The organism is Streptomyces sp. NPDC050287 (assembly GCF_044459385.1).
Taxonomy (GTDB): Bacteria; Actinomycetota; Actinomycetes; order Streptomycetales; family Streptomycetaceae; genus Streptomyces.
This window is the reverse complement of sequence record NZ_JBITIY010000002.1, coordinates 678,559-695,372: the sequence shown is the minus strand read 5'-3', so window position 1 is coordinate 695,372 and position 16,814 is coordinate 678,559. Positions and strand designations below refer to the sequence as shown.

At 67.0% G+C, this 16,814-nt stretch carries 9 protein-coding genes; 1 reads left to right on the top strand and 8 read right to left on the bottom strand.

The window, feature by feature from the left end; genetic code table 11:
- Positions 1-447: 447 nt before the first annotated feature.
- The 8 genes from ACIBK3_RS08465 to ACIBK3_RS08430 form a co-directional block, all read right to left on the bottom strand.
- A complete protein-coding gene (locus tag ACIBK3_RS08465) occupies positions 448-1,215 on the bottom strand; it encodes a helix-turn-helix transcriptional regulator (protein WP_399363981.1) in 768 nt (255 codons plus the stop codon).
- A gap of 605 nt (positions 1,216-1,820) precedes the next feature.
- The gene (locus tag ACIBK3_RS08460; protein WP_399363176.1) at positions 1,821-4,754 is read right to left on the bottom strand and encodes a discoidin domain-containing protein; all 2,934 of its coding nucleotides are present in this window, start codon (positions 4,752-4,754) and stop codon (positions 1,821-1,823) included.
- Positions 4,755-4,846: 92 nt separating this feature from the next.
- Complete coding sequence (locus ACIBK3_RS08455) at positions 4,847-6,319, bottom strand: glycoside hydrolase family 32 protein (RefSeq protein ID WP_399363174.1); 1,473 nt, start codon at positions 6,317-6,319, stop codon at positions 4,847-4,849.
- A gap of 123 nt (positions 6,320-6,442) precedes the next feature.
- On the bottom strand, positions 6,443-8,665 hold the full coding sequence (locus ACIBK3_RS08450) for a glycoside hydrolase family 3 N-terminal domain-containing protein (RefSeq protein ID WP_399363171.1): 2,223 nt from the start codon (positions 8,663-8,665) through the stop codon (positions 6,443-6,445).
- A 247-nt stretch (positions 8,666-8,912) separates the two neighbouring features.
- Positions 8,913-9,800: a carbohydrate ABC transporter permease gene (locus ACIBK3_RS08445; protein ID WP_399363168.1), complete on the bottom strand. Its 888-nt coding sequence runs from the start codon at positions 9,798-9,800 to the stop codon at positions 8,913-8,915.
- Between the two features lie 6 nt (positions 9,801-9,806).
- Positions 9,807-10,784 carry a carbohydrate ABC transporter permease gene (locus ACIBK3_RS08440; protein WP_399363166.1) on the bottom strand — a complete coding sequence of 326 codons (978 nt, stop codon included), beginning with the start codon at positions 10,782-10,784 and terminating at the stop codon, positions 9,807-9,809.
- 43 nt (positions 10,785-10,827) lie between these two features.
- Positions 10,828-12,126, bottom strand: coding sequence for an extracellular solute-binding protein (locus ACIBK3_RS08435; protein ID WP_399363163.1), 1,299 nt, complete (start codon positions 12,124-12,126; stop codon positions 10,828-10,830).
- Positions 12,127-12,528: 402 nt separating this feature from the next.
- Positions 12,529-13,536 carry a LacI family DNA-binding transcriptional regulator gene (locus ACIBK3_RS08430; RefSeq protein WP_399363161.1) on the bottom strand — a complete coding sequence of 336 codons (1,008 nt, stop codon included), beginning with the start codon at positions 13,534-13,536 and terminating at the stop codon, positions 12,529-12,531.
- A 536-nt stretch (positions 13,537-14,072) separates the two neighbouring features.
- Here ACIBK3_RS08430 and ACIBK3_RS08425 point away from each other — a divergent pair.
- On the top strand, positions 14,073-16,631 hold the full coding sequence (locus ACIBK3_RS08425; RefSeq protein ID WP_399363158.1) for a GH32 C-terminal domain-containing protein: 2,559 nt from the start codon (positions 14,073-14,075) through the stop codon (positions 16,629-16,631).
- Positions 16,632-16,814 lie beyond the last annotated feature (183 nt).

The following is a 16,814-nucleotide window of genomic DNA, read 5'->3' as shown; positions in this document are numbered from 1 at the left end:
GAGGCCGACGGCTTTGATGCGCTCGGCCAGCGCATCGGGAACGTAGACGTTGATCTTTGGCATGTCCCGCACTTCCTCAGTCCAGAGCAACTATAACCCCAATATAACCCCACGAGCACCCGTCGTGCGAGGAAGGCCGGTTGGCCTGGCCCGAGCTCGATCGGGAACTGCAACGCCGTCAGCCCCGACATGGGCAGGCCGGCGGCGTACACGTGGCCGGTGCCGGTCGGCTTGCGGGCGAGGGCGACACCGAAGGCTCGCTCCACGCCATGCGCGCAGCCGGTGCGCGACTGCTCGCCCGTGGCCAGGCCGCGGGAGTGGCGCGGAGCGACCGCTGAACTCCCGGGCACGGACACGTCCTCGTCGATGACCCGGTCGCCTCGGCGAGCTGACGCCGGGCGTCAACTGCATGAGGGCCGTATGTCGGTGACGTCGGCGCTCATACAGCTAGTCCCTCACGGCGGGCAGGAGTTGGAGCTTTTCGTAGCTGGGTGAGCCGGGCGTGGCGGAGAAGACCAGCAGTTCCTGGGCCTGGTCGGGGTCCACCAGCCGCTGGCAGTACAGCTCCAGTTCGCCCAGCTCCGGATGCCGGTAGCGTTTGAGGTCGTTGTGGTGGGTGACGTCCACCTCGTGCAACCGCCAGACCTCGGCGAATTCCGGGCTGACCTCCAGCAGTGCGGCGACGATCTCGCCGGCCCTCCCCTGAGGGTCCGCCGTGTACGCCGCCCGGATGCCCACGGTAAAGACCCTGCCCCGCAGGGCGTGGTCCTCGACGGGGTAGAGATCGCGTTGCGCCGGGTCGGTGAACCAGCGGTAGACCAGGTAGCGGGACAGTCCGCTGAACCGGGTGTAGTCGCCCAGCAAAGCGACCGCCGGACGGGTCTGCAGCAGGGTCTCACCGAAGCGGGACATCACCAACGCCGGCGTGTCCGCGAGCCGTTCGATGATGCGCATCATGGTGGGGCTGACGTGATCGTCGCGCAGTACCCGCCGCGGCGCCGAGTGCCCGCCGAGGTCGAAGAGGTGGTCCCGCTCGCACAGGCTGAGATGCAGCCCCCGGGCGAGCCCGGCGAGCACCTGCTCGGACGGCATCGGACCGCGCTGCTGCTCGATCCGGCTGTAGTAGTCGACCGACATACCGGCCGGCGCGGCCACCTCCTCGCGCCGCAGCCCACCGGAACGACGCCGGGAACCCCGGGGAAGGGTCTTACCCAGAGCCGGGCCGCCACCGGCTTCGGCGCCAGGCGCATGCCAAGTGCAGCAAGACCCGGGTGCGGAAGCCTGTACCGCGGCGACTCCCGGCATCGTCGAGCAGATGACCGCGACGAGAGGTCAGAAAATCCAGCACCCATCCAGCACGGTAAAAATCCAGGGGATCGACCCTGGAGAGTCAGACCCCTTCTGACCTGCGGGTTTGCTGGATCGGCAATGTGGTGCCACGTCACCGGCTAGACATTGAAGCGGAACTCCACCATAAGGCTCTGACCTGCGGAAATTCCCGCGCATCCAGCACCGATCCGGCACGGTCGCCACGACGAAGTGCGAGAAGACTCAAGGTCACCAAACGTACCCGACAACACCCGCACATGTATGAAGTCTGCGAACGCCCGCTCCCTGCCGGCTTACAAGACAAACTGCGTACCCGCCCCGAGCACGCCCCACGAGCAGCTTCTGTCATGAGACCCCACTCTTGGCGCCAACGAAAGCGCCTCCGACCAATGCGTGAGCAAGGACATCAGCAATGCCTGTTCTCGCCGGCCGGAGGCACTTTTCTCTGCGTCGGGGGCTACACCGACGATTACCCGCATGAAAGCCCGATGTCAGTTGTAGACGTTGAATTCTGCGACTGACCACCAGCTACGCGCAACGTTGCCGGTGTTGACGACCTTGATGTAGCGAGCTGTCTGCGTGGGGAAGGAAATCAGGTGGACTCGTTGGCCGTCCGCTACGGAAGAGACCTTGGTCCAGTCGGTTCCATCCGCGGACACGTATACGTCTACGCTCCGCGCATAGTCGCTGACGCTTCCGCCGACATCCGACACAATCTTGTCGAAGGTCTGCGTCTGCCCCATGTCCACTTGGATCCAGAGGCCGTCGTACTGTCCTGTTCCGGAGCTGTACCGGGTGTCAGAGTTGCCATCCAGCATGTTTCCGGGCGCATCCGACGGGCTTGCGTCCGAAGCCTTTGCGGTCCAACCCGTCCGCGGCAGCGCAGGACCTAGATCGATGACGTCGAACGATGATCGTCCTGCGTCTGCTCCGCTGGCTCCCTTCACGGAAACCGTGACCTTCCCCGCCGGAAGTCCTTTCGGAACGTAGGCGCTGATGCTGGTGTCCGACCAGGTGTCTATTTCGGCATAGCTTGATCCGAAATACACCGTGCCCAGCCCCTGTGCATCGCCGAAACCAGAGCCACGAATCGTGAACTTGGAGCGCGGCATGCCTTGGTCCGGCTTCAGATCGCTGAAGGTCGGCGATGGGAAGCTCGACAGCTTCTTGGTGGTGAACATCGCCGAGGTGCCGCTTGGCAGCGTATAGGTGTACGAGCCGCCGGTGGATATCTTGAAACTCTTGCTGTCGGTGGTCCCGTTGAATACGACGGTGACCTCCCCTTCCTTGCTGGTCCAGTTCTTCAGCTGGAGGCCGTTCGATACCGCTGCCGGAGCTGTGATCGAGCCGGTTCCACGCGCAGACCCGTACACCTCGATGTCGCCGATGCCCCACCAGAAACCGGATGCCGCAGTGCTGACGATGCGGATGTACTGTGCCGTTCGGGTCGGCAACGTGACGGCTATCTTGCCGATGCCTCCGCTGCCGCTCGCAATCGCGCTGCCCCAATCGGCACCGTCGTTCGAACCGTAGATCTGGTACTTGGTGACGTAGTCGAACGAGTTGTTCACGCCGGTGTCGATGACGATTTTATTGAAGCTCGTGGGGCTCCCCAGGTCGATCTGGAACCAGTCGCCGCTCGTCGGCCCGTGCCCGAGACTCCACTTCGTGTTGATGTCGCCGTCGATCGCGTTCGCGGCCACGCCCCAGTCCGGCTGCGCGGAAGCCGTGGCGGTCCATTTGCTGCGGCTCAGTGCCCTTCCTGTCGTCTGGACGGAAGCTCCGATCGGCAGGGAGTACGTGACCAGCTTGCTTCCGGTGCGGATGGAGTTCTGGTAGGGCAGCAGTGCCGGGTCGTACGTGACGGTGACCGGGCCGGATGCCGACGTGAAGGTGAAGTCGTGCGTCGGGTCGGAGACCTTGGTCGCTGCGGGGGTGTGGCCGCTCTGCGCAGGCCCGGAGTACGTGAAGGTGACGGCGTCACCGGCGTTCAGGGTGTAGTCGAACGAGTGTGTACCGTCCGCGACGCTGAAGGTTTTCGCCGCGCTGCCCGAGTTGTGCGCGATGAGGACCTTCGATCCGTCCGGGTTCTGGAACGCGACGTTCTCTATGCTGTCTTCCCCGAAGGTGTTCGAGTAGATCCGGTGTGCTCCGGGCTTGACGAACATGCTGGCGTGAGCGAGGGCGTGGTAGTCCACGTTGTAGGTCACCCGCCCGTCGGCTGGGTCGATCGCGAGCAAGCCCCGAAGCATGGGTATGCCGGCGGTGTCGCTGTTGAGCGGGCCCCGGTCGGGGTCGAGTGCGATGTTCCACAGCATCACCCCGTTCGCCCAGTTGCGTGTGCCGTTGATGATCCACGTACCCAGTGCTTCGCTGAACGCCGTCTGGTCGCTGTCCTGCCAGACGCCTCCTGTGGCCTCCGTGATGAACGTTTCCTTGCTCGGGTAGTCGTTGTGGACCAGCGTCTGGTAGTTCGGGTTTCCGCTATAGATGTGCCACCCGGTTCCCGCGGTGTACTTGGAGGCCGCGGGGTCGCTGAAAATCGTCTCCGGATACGAGGGCACGTCCCAGTTGTGGTCCCACGCCAGGATCTTTGTGGAGATTCCGTTGGCTTCGAACGCCTTGCCGATCTCCTGGATCAACTCGGCTTCCTGGTACGCGGACAGGAACATGCCGGGCCAGGTGGGCGTACCCATGGGTTCGTTCTGCGGCGAGATGTAGGAGATGGGCACGCCGGCTTCGCCACAGGCTTGTATGAACTTGAGGAAGTAGGTGGCGAGCGCGGAGGTGTACTCGCTCTTGAGGGTGCCTCCGATCATGGAGTCGGAGGTCTTCATCCAGCCTGGCGGGCTCCACGGGTTGGCCATGATCTTGATTGACGGGTTAAGCGAGAGAGCCTGCCGCAGGGCCGGAATGATGTATGGCACGTCGTGCTGGATGGAGAAGTTGGACAGTGTCGGGTCCGTTTGGCCCGCGGGCATGTCGTTGTAGGAGTAGTTCCCGGACGCGTTGAAATCCGTGGCGCCCATCGGAGAGCGGAGCAGGCTGAGGCCGATTCCCTTCGAGGGATCGAACAGCTTCTTCATCAGCTTGGTCCGTTCGGCGGTGGACAGCTTGTCGATGAGCCAGGCGGAGGAGTCGGTCATGGCCGCGCCGAAGCCCTGGACCTTCTGGTACTTGACGCTGTCGTCGATCTTGATCGTCAGCGGGTTGGCCGCTCTCTTCGCCTTGAACAGCACATCGTCCTGGCCGGCGACCCACTTGTCGGCCGATACGTCCGTCAGCCACACACGGACGAAATTGTCACGTGAGGCTTGCTTCAGCTGCGGGGCGGCGATGGCGTTCCCGGAAACCTGGGTCCAGGCGGCGGCGACACCGACGGCGGTGGCCAGGAACTGGCGTCGTCCGAAACCGTATGAGCTCATGGAAGATCCTCCTTCGGACCTGCTTGGTCAGTACTTGGGAGAGGGGGTGGAACACATTGCCGAGGTGGGGGATCGACCGGTTGGAGTCGGTTCTACGGCGACGTCGGCGCCGGCTCTGCGGCGCTGGTGCTCGGCTCCTTGCTCACGAGCGGGTGCAGTTCCCAGGCGTCGACCGCGTAGCTGAGGCGCGTACCCGGCGCGGTGAGCGCTTGCAGTCGCCAGGAGCTCTGCCCTGTGGGGTAGAAGCGCAGGGTGAGGACCTGGCCGGTGGTGGTCAGGAAGATTTCGGCGATGGAGTGGTCGACGACCACGCGCAGGTCGACAGGCCCGTCGGTTGGGCAGGGCATCCGGTAGGAGCCGCCACGGGCCCGGGTGTCCAGTGAGGCGTGGTCGCGGTCGACGACCAGTTCGCCCGCATCGACGTCGAGGCGGATGTCGAGGTACTCGGAGCCGTCCGGGGTGGTGAGCAGCCGCAGACCGGCTTCTCCGGTCGGCTCCAGACGGGCCGTCAGGTCGAAGGCGCTGCCCACGCGGCCGAGTTCCACCGGCTGCGGGCCGTGCGTCTGCCCTGCGGCATGGATGCTGTGGTCGCCGCGCAGGGCGAGCAGTTCGGTGGCGAGCTGCTGGCGCAGGGTGCCGTCATCGTCGACATGGATCTCGCGGGGCAGGGTGAGGACGCCGGCCCATCCGTCCGCGACGGCCCAGGCTTCGTCGCGGGCTTCCCATGACCAGCCCCACAGCAGCCACCGGTTGCCCGGTGCGCGCAGCAGGGCGGGCGCGTAACAGTCGGGGCCGTGGTCGGCAGGAACCGCGGGGCCGGCCTGGAAGTGGCCGTCGTGCTCTTCGCCGATCAGGGCCGCGACACTCTGCGGGCCGGTGGGTTCGGTCCATGTGCTGAGGATGAGGGCGCCGGGTCCGTCGGCTGCCGGGAGGTATTGAGGGCATTCCCAGCCCTCGCCGGTGAACAGGTCGGTGCCACCGATGGGCTCCGGACGGCGGGCCGCGAAGGGTCCCCGGTAGGTCCAGGTCTCCAGGTCGGGTGAGTCGTACAGGAGGGCTGCGGCGCGGCCGTCCGCGAGGGCGGCGCCGACCAGCATCCGCCAGCCGCCGCCGTCCTGCCAGACGTACGGATCGCGGTACATGGTGCAGCCCTCGGGCAGCTCGGGGATGAGCAGTTCGCCCCGCGGCTGGAAGTTGTTGCCGCCGTCGTGCGAGACGGCGCAGGTGACCGGCTGGTGCTGGAACGAGCGGTCCTCGCGGTGCGCGGAGTAGAAGGCGACCAGCCGGTCGCCGTCGGAGACGGCGTTGCCGGAGAAGCAGCCGTCGGCGTCCACGCCATCGGGGTTCGGGGACAGGGCGATCGGCAGCGGCTCCCAGGTCAGCAGGTCGGGGCTGCGGAAGTGGCCCCAATGCATGTTCGCGTGGGTCGCTCCGGACGGGTTGTACTGGTAGCACACGTGGTAATAGCCGTCGTGGAAGACCAGCCCGTTGGGGTCGTTGATCCAGTTGCGGGGCGGGCGCAGGTGCGCCACGGGGCGGTGCGGATCGCGGGTTGTGGTGGACACACGCGTGCCTTTCGGTGTTTCTGAGGGGGCCCGCCCCGCCGGCCTTCGGGTTAGCGGGGCGGCGGGCCGGCGGGGCGGGGGTCTTCAAGCCCGTATGCGGACTTTCAGGTGCGGATACGGGGTTCAGGTCCGGATGCGGAATCCCGCGCTCAGCTGCTGCTCTCGTCGTGAGCTGGGGCCGACACGAAGCAGGAACTCACCGGGTTCGACCACGCGCCGGTTGTCGGCTGTGACGAGTGAGCACTGCGAGGCAGGGATGCTGAGACGAGCGTCCAGGCTTTCGCCGGGAGGGATTTCGACCTGGGTGAAATTCTTCAGCTCCTGCTCGGCCCAGGTGACGCTGGTGGTCAGGTCGCTGATGTATGCCTGGACCGTTTCCAGGACCGGACGGCTGCCGCTGTTGGTGAGCCGCACCGTGGCGTCGACGGTGCCGTCGGCGGTGACCTCCGGGTCGTGCACGACAAGGTCGGAGTAGGTGACGGTGGTGTAGCTGAGGCCCTCGCCGAACGCGAACAGGGGGTCCTGCGTGAGGTCCGCGTAGCGGTTGCCGTGCTGGCCTCGCACCTGGTTGTAGAAGACCGGTTGCTGTCCGACGTGGCGGGCGAAGGACAGCGGGAGCCGGCCGCTGGGTTCGATGAGCCCGAGGAGGAGTTCGGCGAGGGCGCGGCCACCGCGCATGCCCGGGTTGAACGCCTCGACGAGTGCCGCCGCGTTCAGTGCCGAGTCCGGGAGTGTGCTCGGCTTGGACTGGGCCAGTACGACGATCATCGGTGTGCCGGTGGCGGCGACCGCGTCCAGCAAGGCGATCTGACCTCCTTGGAGGTCGAGCGTGGCCGTGGAGCGCCCCTCGCCGGTGAGGGCGATGGTGTCTCCCACGACCACGACGGCGTAGTCGGCGGCCTCTGCGGCGGCAACAGCCTCCCGAAGCTGTGCCGGGTCGACCGGGGCGGCGGTGAACACGGGCGCCAGCGCTTGGCCGTCGGGGCCGGTGGACCACTCGGGGTGGTAGGCGGGGCTTGCGATGTCGGCTCCGCGGGCGTGCGTGAGCGTCCAGTCGGCGGGTGCGACGGCGCGAAGACCGTCGAGCACCGTCTCCACCGACTCGCGTGGATGTCCTTCGGGCATCCATGAGAACTGTCCGGAGGCGCCGGCCCAGTCGCCGAGCATGGCTTCGGGGCTGTCGGCGTTGGGGCCGATGACCGCGATAGTCCGCGCTGTGCCCTGGCTCACGGCGCGGCCGGTTCCGTCCGAGGCCGAGGTCAGCCCGCCTTCGAGCGGTAGAGTGCCGTCGTTGCGCAGCAGCACCAGGGAGCGTCGGGCGGTTTCGAGGTTGAGGTCGGCGTGTGCTCGGCAGCCGATCACCTGCGCCTGCCGCTCGGGGTCGGGAGCGCGTGGATCCTCGAAGAGCCCGAGTTCGAACTTCAGCCGCAGCACCCTCCGTACCGCGTCATCGATCTGTTTCTCGTCGAGCAGGCCGCGGGCGACCGCCTCCTGCGCGCCTTCGAAGAAGGCCGGGGTGCCCATGACGAGGTCGTTGCCGGAGTTGACGGCGACCGCCGCCGCCTCGGCGTGGTCGGCGCAGGTGCGCTGGTCGTAGACCATCCGGCCGACGTTGTCGAAGTCGGTCACCAGCGTCCCGGTGAAGCCCCATTCGCCCTTGAGCACGTCGTTGATCAGCCACTCATTGGCGGTGATGGGCACCCCGTCGATCGACTGGTAGCCGAGCATGAAGCCGCGGCAGCCGGCCCGAACGGCTTGCTCGAAGGGGGGCAGGAACCACGAGCGCAGCTTGCGGGGGCTGAGATCGGCTTCGCTCGCGTCGCGCCCGCCCAGGGTTTCGGAGTAGCCGGCGAAGTGTTTGGCGTATGCCAGTACGGCTGTCGGGTCGCCGAGGCCGTCGCCCTGGTAGCCGCGCACCATCGCCGCGCCGAGTTCGCCGATCAGGAACGGGTCCTCGCCGAACGTCTCGTTGATCCGGCCCCAGCGCAGGTCCCGGGTGATGCACAGCACCGGGGAGAACGTCCCGTGGATTCCGGTCGCCGCGATCTCGGTGGCGGCCACGCGGGCCACCCGGTGGAGCAGGGCGGGGTCCCAGGTGCAGGCCATGGCCAGCTGGGTCGGGAAGATGGTCGCGCCCGGCCAGAAGGAGTGGCCGTGGATGCCGTCCTCGGCGGTCAGCAACGGAATGCCGAGCCGTGTCTGCCGGGCCAGTTCCATGGCCTGAGGCATCAGCGCGGGAGACACATGCAGGACCGATCCGGCCAGCTTGGCCGACACGATGTCCGCAAGGTCCCCGTGTTGTGCGTCGAGCATCAGCAACTGCCCGACCTTCTCCGGCAAGGTCATCCATGACAGCAAGTCGTCGGTTCTCGCTTCCACGGACGCTTCCGGATCCAGGTACACGGCAGAGTGGACCGGCTGTCCCACGGTGTTCTCCAAGAGATGAGTCGTCACAGATCAGAGAGTTGCTGGGCGACGTGAGTGCTTCGTCGCGCGAACGCTGCCGCCCTGCGCGGCGGGGCTCGCGTGCCGTCCGCCCGCCGCCCTGGGCGGGGCAGGCACGGCACGGGGCGGCGGGGCGGAAGCCGGGGTGTCACTTCAGGCCGGTGGTGGCGATGCCGGCCACGAACTGGCGCTGGAAGAGCAGGAAGACGATCATCACCGGCAGCAGGACGACCACGGCGCCGGCAAGCAGGATGCCGAAGCGGGTGAAGGACTGCCCGCTGCTGGCCAGGGCGAGGCCGACGGGGAGGGTGTACTGGCTCTCGTTCTGGGCCACGACCAGCGGCCACAGGAAGTTGTTCCAGGAGCCGAGGAAGGTGATGATCCCCAGCGTGGCGAGGGCCGGCTTGGTCAGCGGCAGGATGATCTTCGCGAAGATGGCCAGTTCGCCGCAGCCGTCGACGCGGGCGGCGTCGATCAGCTCGTCGGGCAGGGTGGAGATGAACTGCCGCATCAGGAACACCCCGAAGGGGCCGGCCAGGAACGGCAGGATCAGCCCGAGCATCGAACCGGTCAGCTGCATGTTGGACACCAGCACGTACAGGGGAACGAAGGTGACCAGGCCGGGGATCATGAGCGTCCCCATGACCAGCAGGAAAACGGCGCGCTGTCCGCGGAACTCCAGCTTGGCCAGGGCGTATCCGAGCATCGAGCAGAAGATGAGGTTCCCGGCGGTGACGGCGAGGGCCACGATCACGGAGTTGGCGAACATGCTCGTGAAGTCGAGCGTGCTGAACAGCTCACCGTAGTTGGCGGTCGTGGGCGCCGTGGGGAGCAGGACGGGCGGCACCTTGCGGATGTCGGCCTCGGGCTTGAAGGAGCCGGACAGCATCCACAGGAACGGCGCGATCATCAGCAGCAGGGCGCCCGCGAGCGGCAGATACAGCCAGGGCTGGCCCCAGGTCTGGCGGATGCGGCGGCGCCTGAGGATGCGGTCCGTGCCCGGTTGTGCCGTGGGGAGGGTGGAGAGGGTGCTCATGGGTCGTCAGTCCTTGTCTCGCAGCACGCGGAACTGCAGCACGGTCAGCGCCACGATGAGGACGAAGATGACGTAGCTGGCGGCCGACGCCATCTCGTAATTGCCGTTGCCGAACTGTTTGTAGGCGTACAACGTGGCCGACAGGGTGGAGTCCAGCGGGCCGCCGTCGGTCATGACGAACGGTTCGTCGAAGAACTGCAGGTAGCCGATGCCGGTGGTGACGGCGGTCAGCAGCAGGGCGGGACGCAGGAGCGGGAAGGTGACGCGCCAGAACCGCTGCCAGGGTCCGGCGCCGTCGAGTTCGGCCGCCTCCATCAGGGACTGGGGCACGGACTGCAGCCCGGCCAGCATGATGATCATGACGGTGCCGAGGTTGCGCCATACGGCCATCAGGATCATGACGGGCAGGGCGAAGCGGGTGTCCGCCAGCCAGGCCGGGCCGTCGATCCCCAACCAGCCCAGAACGAGGTTAACCAGTCCCGCGCGAGGTTCGAGGAGCGTCTTCCACACCACGGCGACGGCCACGATGCTGGTGATCACCGGCAGGTAGAAGCCGACCCGGAAGACGGCCCGGAAGCGTTGGATGCCGCTGTTGAGTGCGACCGCCGCCGCGAGCCCGGCGGCCAGCGTCAGGGGCAGCGCCACCAGGACGAACACGGCGGTGTTGCGCAGAGCTGTGAAGAACTGATCGTCCTGGAAGAGCCGGACGTAGTTGTCGAAGCCGACGAACGACACGCTCAAAGGGGTGCGCAGGTCGGCGCTCTGAGTGTCGGTCAAACTCATCAGCAGCGACCACACCACCGGCAGCAGCATGAAGGCCGCGAACAGCGCGAGGAAGGGCCCGGCGAGGATCCAGGCGGCCCGGGCCTGCCTGCCGCGCGCCGGGCTCCGGAGCGTGAGGCGTCGGCGATCGGCACTCCGCTCCGGCCCCCCGGTGCTCCGCTTGCCTGTGTCGCCCCGCCCGGGGAGCGTATTCGTGGACATGGATGTCATCCGTCCCTACGAGGGGTGCTCATGGCGGTGGCGCTCAGCGGCCCGTGCCGATGCTGGTGGCCTTGGACTGCAGCGTCTTCTGCACCTCGGCGACGGTGGCCTTGCCGAGGATCAGCTTCTCCAGTTCGGAGTCGATGGCGTCGGCGATCTGCTGCCAGGTCGTGATGGCGGGCGGCGCCTTGCTGACCTCGAGCTGCTCGGCGAACGCCTTCATGTTCTCGTCCTCGGTCAGCTTGCCCTCAGTCCACGCCTGGGGCGCAGGGGGCAGGCTGCCGGTGGCCTTGGAATAGGCCGCGAGATTGGCAGGCTCGGTCAGGAACAGGGCGAACTTCCAAGCCGCGTCGGGGTTCTTGGCGTCCTTGAACACCGCCAGGTCGCTGCCGCCGGAGAACCCGGAGGGCTGCTCGGAGTACGGCACCGGCATGGTCTTCCACTTGCCGTCCAGTTCCGGGGCGTCCTTGTGGAAGCTGCCGCCTGCCCACGCACCCTCCTGGTAGACGGCGATCAGCCCGTCCCTGAAGCCCTGCACGTTGTCCGCCCTGTCGGTCGGCGCAAGGCCCTGCTTCGGGACGCTCGCGTAGTACTCCAGTGCCTTGGCGACCTCGGGCGAGTCGAAGGTGAACTTCCCGGTCTTGGCGTCGTAGATGTCACCGCCCTGCTGCCAGACCATCGGCACCCAGAAAATCCAGGAGTTGAAGCCCATCACCAGCCCGCTGGCGTGGCGAAGCTTGGGGTTCTCCTTGCCGGCGGTGGCCTGGATGGCCTTGAGGTCCTTCAGGAATCCGGCCCGGTCGCCCGCCAGGGCGCCCTTGATGCCGGCCTTCGTGGTGATGTCGGTCCGGTAGTAGATCGCTTGGGTGTCGGCGATGAACGGGACGCCGTAGGAGGTGTCCTTGTACTTGGTGGTGTCCCACTGGCCGGGGTAGAAGTCCGACGACTTGATCGACGACGGAGTGGCCTGGAAGGCGTTCATGGCGGCCATCTCGGCCATCCAGGTGCTCCCGACCATGGACATGTCCGGGGTGTTGCCGCCGGCGACCGCAGTGGTCAGTTTGTCGTGGGCGGCGCTCCACGGGACCGCTGTGATCTTGACGGTCGCGTCCGGGTTCTCCTGCTCGAACTTCTTGGCCAGCTTCTTCAGGTCGGCGTCGGGGTCACCCATGGACCACATGACCACTGTCCCCTTGGCCTTGCCCGCGGCTATCTCGGCGGGTGCGTCTTTGCCGGGGCCGGAATCCTCGCTCCGGCCGCAGCCGGTGGCCACCAGGGCGGCCGTGACGGTGACGCACAGGGTCTGGACGGTTCTGACAGCGTGACGGGTGGTGGTACGCATCGTGCGGCTCCTTGCCATTTGAGCGATACAGGCGCGGGGGGCGGCGAAAGGTGGGAGCGGGCCGGCACCCGGATGGGTCGGCCCACAAAGGGGAGACCGTCTGTGGTGAAAGCGGCATCGGCGGTCGGCCGCAGGTCGCGGCTGGAGCATCCGCCTCGGAGTGGGTAGCGGCCGGGCCAAGGTGTGCCAGGCGCACCGTTCGGTGTCCCGGATCGGGAACGCGCGAGCGGAGAGGTGCAGGTGGGCGGTGCCGCGTGAACGCAGGCGCAGCCCGCTACGGGTACGAGGAAGGCGAGGCCGAAGAGGTTCGCCGGGGTTTCAGGGAGACGGGAGGCGGTGCGTCACCGGCAACGCACCGCCCGGCTGCGAGGCGCATCACTTGCGCATCGCGATGACGTCACGTCAGTTCGAGCTTGGCTCCAACGTCGAACCCCGGACCACGAGGCTGGTGGGAATGATGCGCGAGAGTGCGGCCTCCGGTGATCTGCGCACGTGGTCGAGCAGCAGACGCGCCGCCGCCTCACCCATCTCCCGCATCGGCTGACGGATGGTGGTCAGCGCCGGATAGGTGTACGACGCCAGCTCGACGTCATCGAAGCCCACCACAGCGACATCCTGCGGTATCCGAAGGCCGGCCTCATGCAAGGCCGCGAGCACACCGGCCGCCGAGGGGTCGTTGTGCCCGAAGACCGCGTCGAACTCCACGCCGTCCGCGAGAGCTTGCGCGACCGCGCTCCGGGCGGTCTCGAACAGGAAGTCACCGCCGATGATGCTGCGCGAGTCGAGATCGATCCCGGCCTGCGCATAGACATCGACAAAGCCGTCCAGCCGTTCCCGAGTACAGCCGTACTCCTCGGGACCGGTGACCACCAGAGGACGGCGGCGGCCGAGGTCCAGCAGGTGGCGTGCCGCCTGCTCACCGCCCTCCCGGTTGGTGGTGGCCACGTAGGGGAATCCCGGCCGCTGGAAGCGGTCGTCGATCAGTACCACCGGCAGCCCCGCTTCGTGCAGTTCCGTGATGGATCCGAGGGCCCCCTCAGGCTCTATCACCAGCAGACCGTCGAAGGACTTGGCGGCGACCTGCAGACCCAGTCTGCGCAGTGACTCCTCACCGTGGTTCCAGGTCAGCATGCGCAGTCCGAAGCCGTCGGTCTCCAGCGTTTCGACGACCGCCTGCACGATGCCGGCCCAGGCCCAGGCCATGTCAGGGACCAGCATGCCGATCATCTGGGTCGTGCCGCGTGCGAGTCCCACTGCCCCGGCGCTCGGCACATAGCCGAGCTCCGAGATCGCCTTGCGGACCTTCACGACGGTGTTCTCGTTGATCTCGCCTTTGCCGTTCAGCACCCGCGAGACCGTCGTCTTGCTGACGCCGGCCCGCTCGGCCACGTCGGCGATTGTGACTCCCATGTCACCTCCCCTCCCTTCATGCAGAGGCGGAAGACTTCCTCCCGCACCGAAGGCGATCGTACAGAGACCCATGGAACCGGTACCGGAAGCGGTCCCGGAACCGGTTTCGGTACCGGTTCCGGAAGTGAAGCACCGAGAGGCCCGACCGGTCAACACCCCGGAAACAACTCGTCAACGAGGCCGATCTCGCTCTCGCGCAATGCCGCGGAAGCCAGCCTGTTCGCCACCCAATCACCGCTCTGACCCGCACGGTTGACGACCCGGACCGCCATGGCCGAACTCGTTGACGCGGTTCGCGACCGCCGACGACGCCCTGCAGACCCCAGGCACGTCCCGGAGCAATCGCGCCCGAACCGTTGACGCACTGGCCGGACTGCGCTTCATAATCGGGCACTCGCTGTCATCGATGACACAAGTCGTCATGACACCCCAGTCGGCTGCGTGGACGTCGACGCCACTGGGATGTCACTTTTCGGTCCGCCGCGCGGGGGCCGCAGTCAGCCCTGCGCCGACGAGCCGCGGGACTAGGAGACACCATGAGCTCAGTACGCGTATCCCGGCATGCCCGCATACGGATGATGGCGGCGGTGGCGACCGTCTGCGCCCTGTCCGCAGCCCCGCTCGCTCCCCAGGCCGTCGCCGCGGACACCCCGACATACACCGAGACCTACAGACCCCAGTTTCACTTCACCCCGCAGAAGAACTGGATGAACGACCCCAACGGCCTCGTCTACTACAAGGGCGAATACCACCTCTTCTACCAGTACAACCCGAACGGCAACTCCTGGGGCGACATGTCCTGGGGGCACGCGGTGAGCACGGACCTCGTGCACTGGAAGCACCTGCCGCTCGCCCTGTCGCACGACGACGAGGAGATGGTGTTCTCCGGCAGCGCGGTCGTCGACTGGAACAACACCACCGGCTTCGGCACGAAGAAGAACCCGCCCATGGTGGCGATCTACACCAGCGCCTACAAGAACGGCGGCAAGCAGGCCCAGTCGCTCGCCTACAGCACCGACCGCGGCCGCACCTGGACCAAGTACCAGGGCAATCCCGTCATCGACATCGGCTCCGACAACTTCCGCGATCCCAAGGTGCAGTGGTACGCGCCGACCAAGAGCTGGCTGATGACGGTGTCGCTGTCCGCCGAGCACAAGGTGCGGTTCTACTCGTCCAAGAACCTCAAGGACTGGAAGCTTCAGAGCGAGTTCGGGCCGGCCGGTGCGACGGGCGGCGTGTGGGAGTGCCCCGACCTGTTCCCCCTCGCGGTCGACGGGGACAAGAACAACATCAAGTGGGTCCTGGTCGTCAACATCAACCCCGGTGGCTTCGCGGGCGGTTCGGGCTCGCAATACTTCATCGGCGACTTCGACGGCAAGACGTTCAGCGCCGAGGACAAGGGTACCTACACCCCGCCCACCGGCACGGTGGTGCAGGACTTCGAGGGCACCGACTTCGGTTCGTGGACGACGACCGGAACCGCGTTCGGTCAGGGGCCGGCGACCGGGGCGGTGGACTGGCAGGGGGCGGTCACCGGCTTCGACGGCAAGGGTCTCGCCAACAGCTTCCACGGCGGCGACGGCGCCACCGGCACCCTCACCTCCCCCTCCTTCACCGTCAACAGCCCCTACCTGAACTTCAAGGTCGGTGGCGGGCGGCATGAGCACGAGGCCGGAACCGTCCTGGACGTGTCTCCGCCCGAGGGCACGGTCCTCGCCGACTTCGAAGGCGGAACGTACGGCGGCTGGACGGCGACCGGGGACGCCTTCGGCACCGCACCGGCCACCGGCACCCTCCCCAGCCAGGGGCAGGTCTCCGGCTTCCTGGGAGACGGGCTGGTCAACACCTTCCTGAACGGCGACTCCACCACCGGCACCCTCACGTCGCCCGAGTTCACCATCGACAAGAAGCACATCAACTTCCTCATCGGCGGCGGCAACCACCCCGCCGGCTCCGACAACCCCACCGCCGTCGAGCTCCTCGTGGACGGCCAAGTCGTCCGCAGCTCCACCGGAAAGGACGCCGAGGCGCTCAACTGGGCCTCCTGGGACGTCGGTGACCTCACCGGCAAGAAGGCACAGATCAGGATCGTCGACGACAACACCGGCGGCTGGGGCCACCTCAACGTCGACCACATCGTGCTGTCCGACACCCAGGCCCAGCGCGTCTCCACAGAGACGTCCGTCAATCTGATCGTCGACGGCAAGGTCGTCCGCAGCGCCACCGGCGCCGACAGCGAGACCCTGGACTGGGCGTCGTTCGACATGCGCCCCTACCTCGGCAAGAAGGCACAGATCCAGATCCGCGACATGAACACCACCGGCTGGGGCCACGTCATGGCCGACCAGTTCACCGCCGCTGACAAGCCCGCCCTCTCCGTCGTACAGCGCGCCGACTGGACCGACTACGGCAAGGACTACTACGCGGCGGTCTCCTGGGAGAACGCACCGGGCGGCAAGCGTTACATGATCGGCTGGATGAACAACTGGGACTACGCCGGCTCCATCCCCACCTCCCCCTGGCGCAGCGCGCAGAGTGTTCCCCGGGAAATGGCACTGCGCACGATCAACGGCCAGATCCGGCTGACCAGCAAGCCGGTGGGCAGCCTGGAGTCCCTCCGGAACAAGCGCCCGGCCACGGCGTCCGGCGTCACCGTCGAGAGCACCTCCAAGCCCCTGATCGGCCCCACGGCCAAGGGCAAGGCACTCGACATCGAGGCGACCTTCTCCCTCAAGGACGCCGACCGCTTCGGCCTGAAAGTGCGCACCGGCGCCGGAGGCGAGGAGACCGTCATCGGCTACGACACCACGACCCAGGAGCTGTACGTCGACCGCACCCGCTCCGGCGTCGGCGACTTCAACAGCACCTTCCCCGGCATACAGACCGCCCCCCTGAAGGCCAAGAACGGCAAGGTGAAGCTGCGGATCCTGGTCGACTGGTCGTCCGTCGAGGTCTTCGGCGGCAACGGCGAAGCGGTGATCACGGACCAGATCTTCCCCGACCCTTCCAGCACCGGCGTCGAGGTCTTCGCCGAAGACGGCACCGCCACCCTCGACCACATGCAGGCGTGGCAGCTGAAGTCCATCTGGCGGTGACGAGCCGCAGGTCCGCGCGCCGGTCGCCCAGGGGCGGCCTCCGGCGCGCGGCTCTCGGCAAGGCAGGCGCCAAGAAAGGGGCAATGGAAGCAATCCTCACCAAACCTGGCCCGCCCCGATAATGCCAGCCTGTGTCTCTTCCTCCCTTCGCAGGACGGCCGAGAGGGAACCAGCCGCCGACGG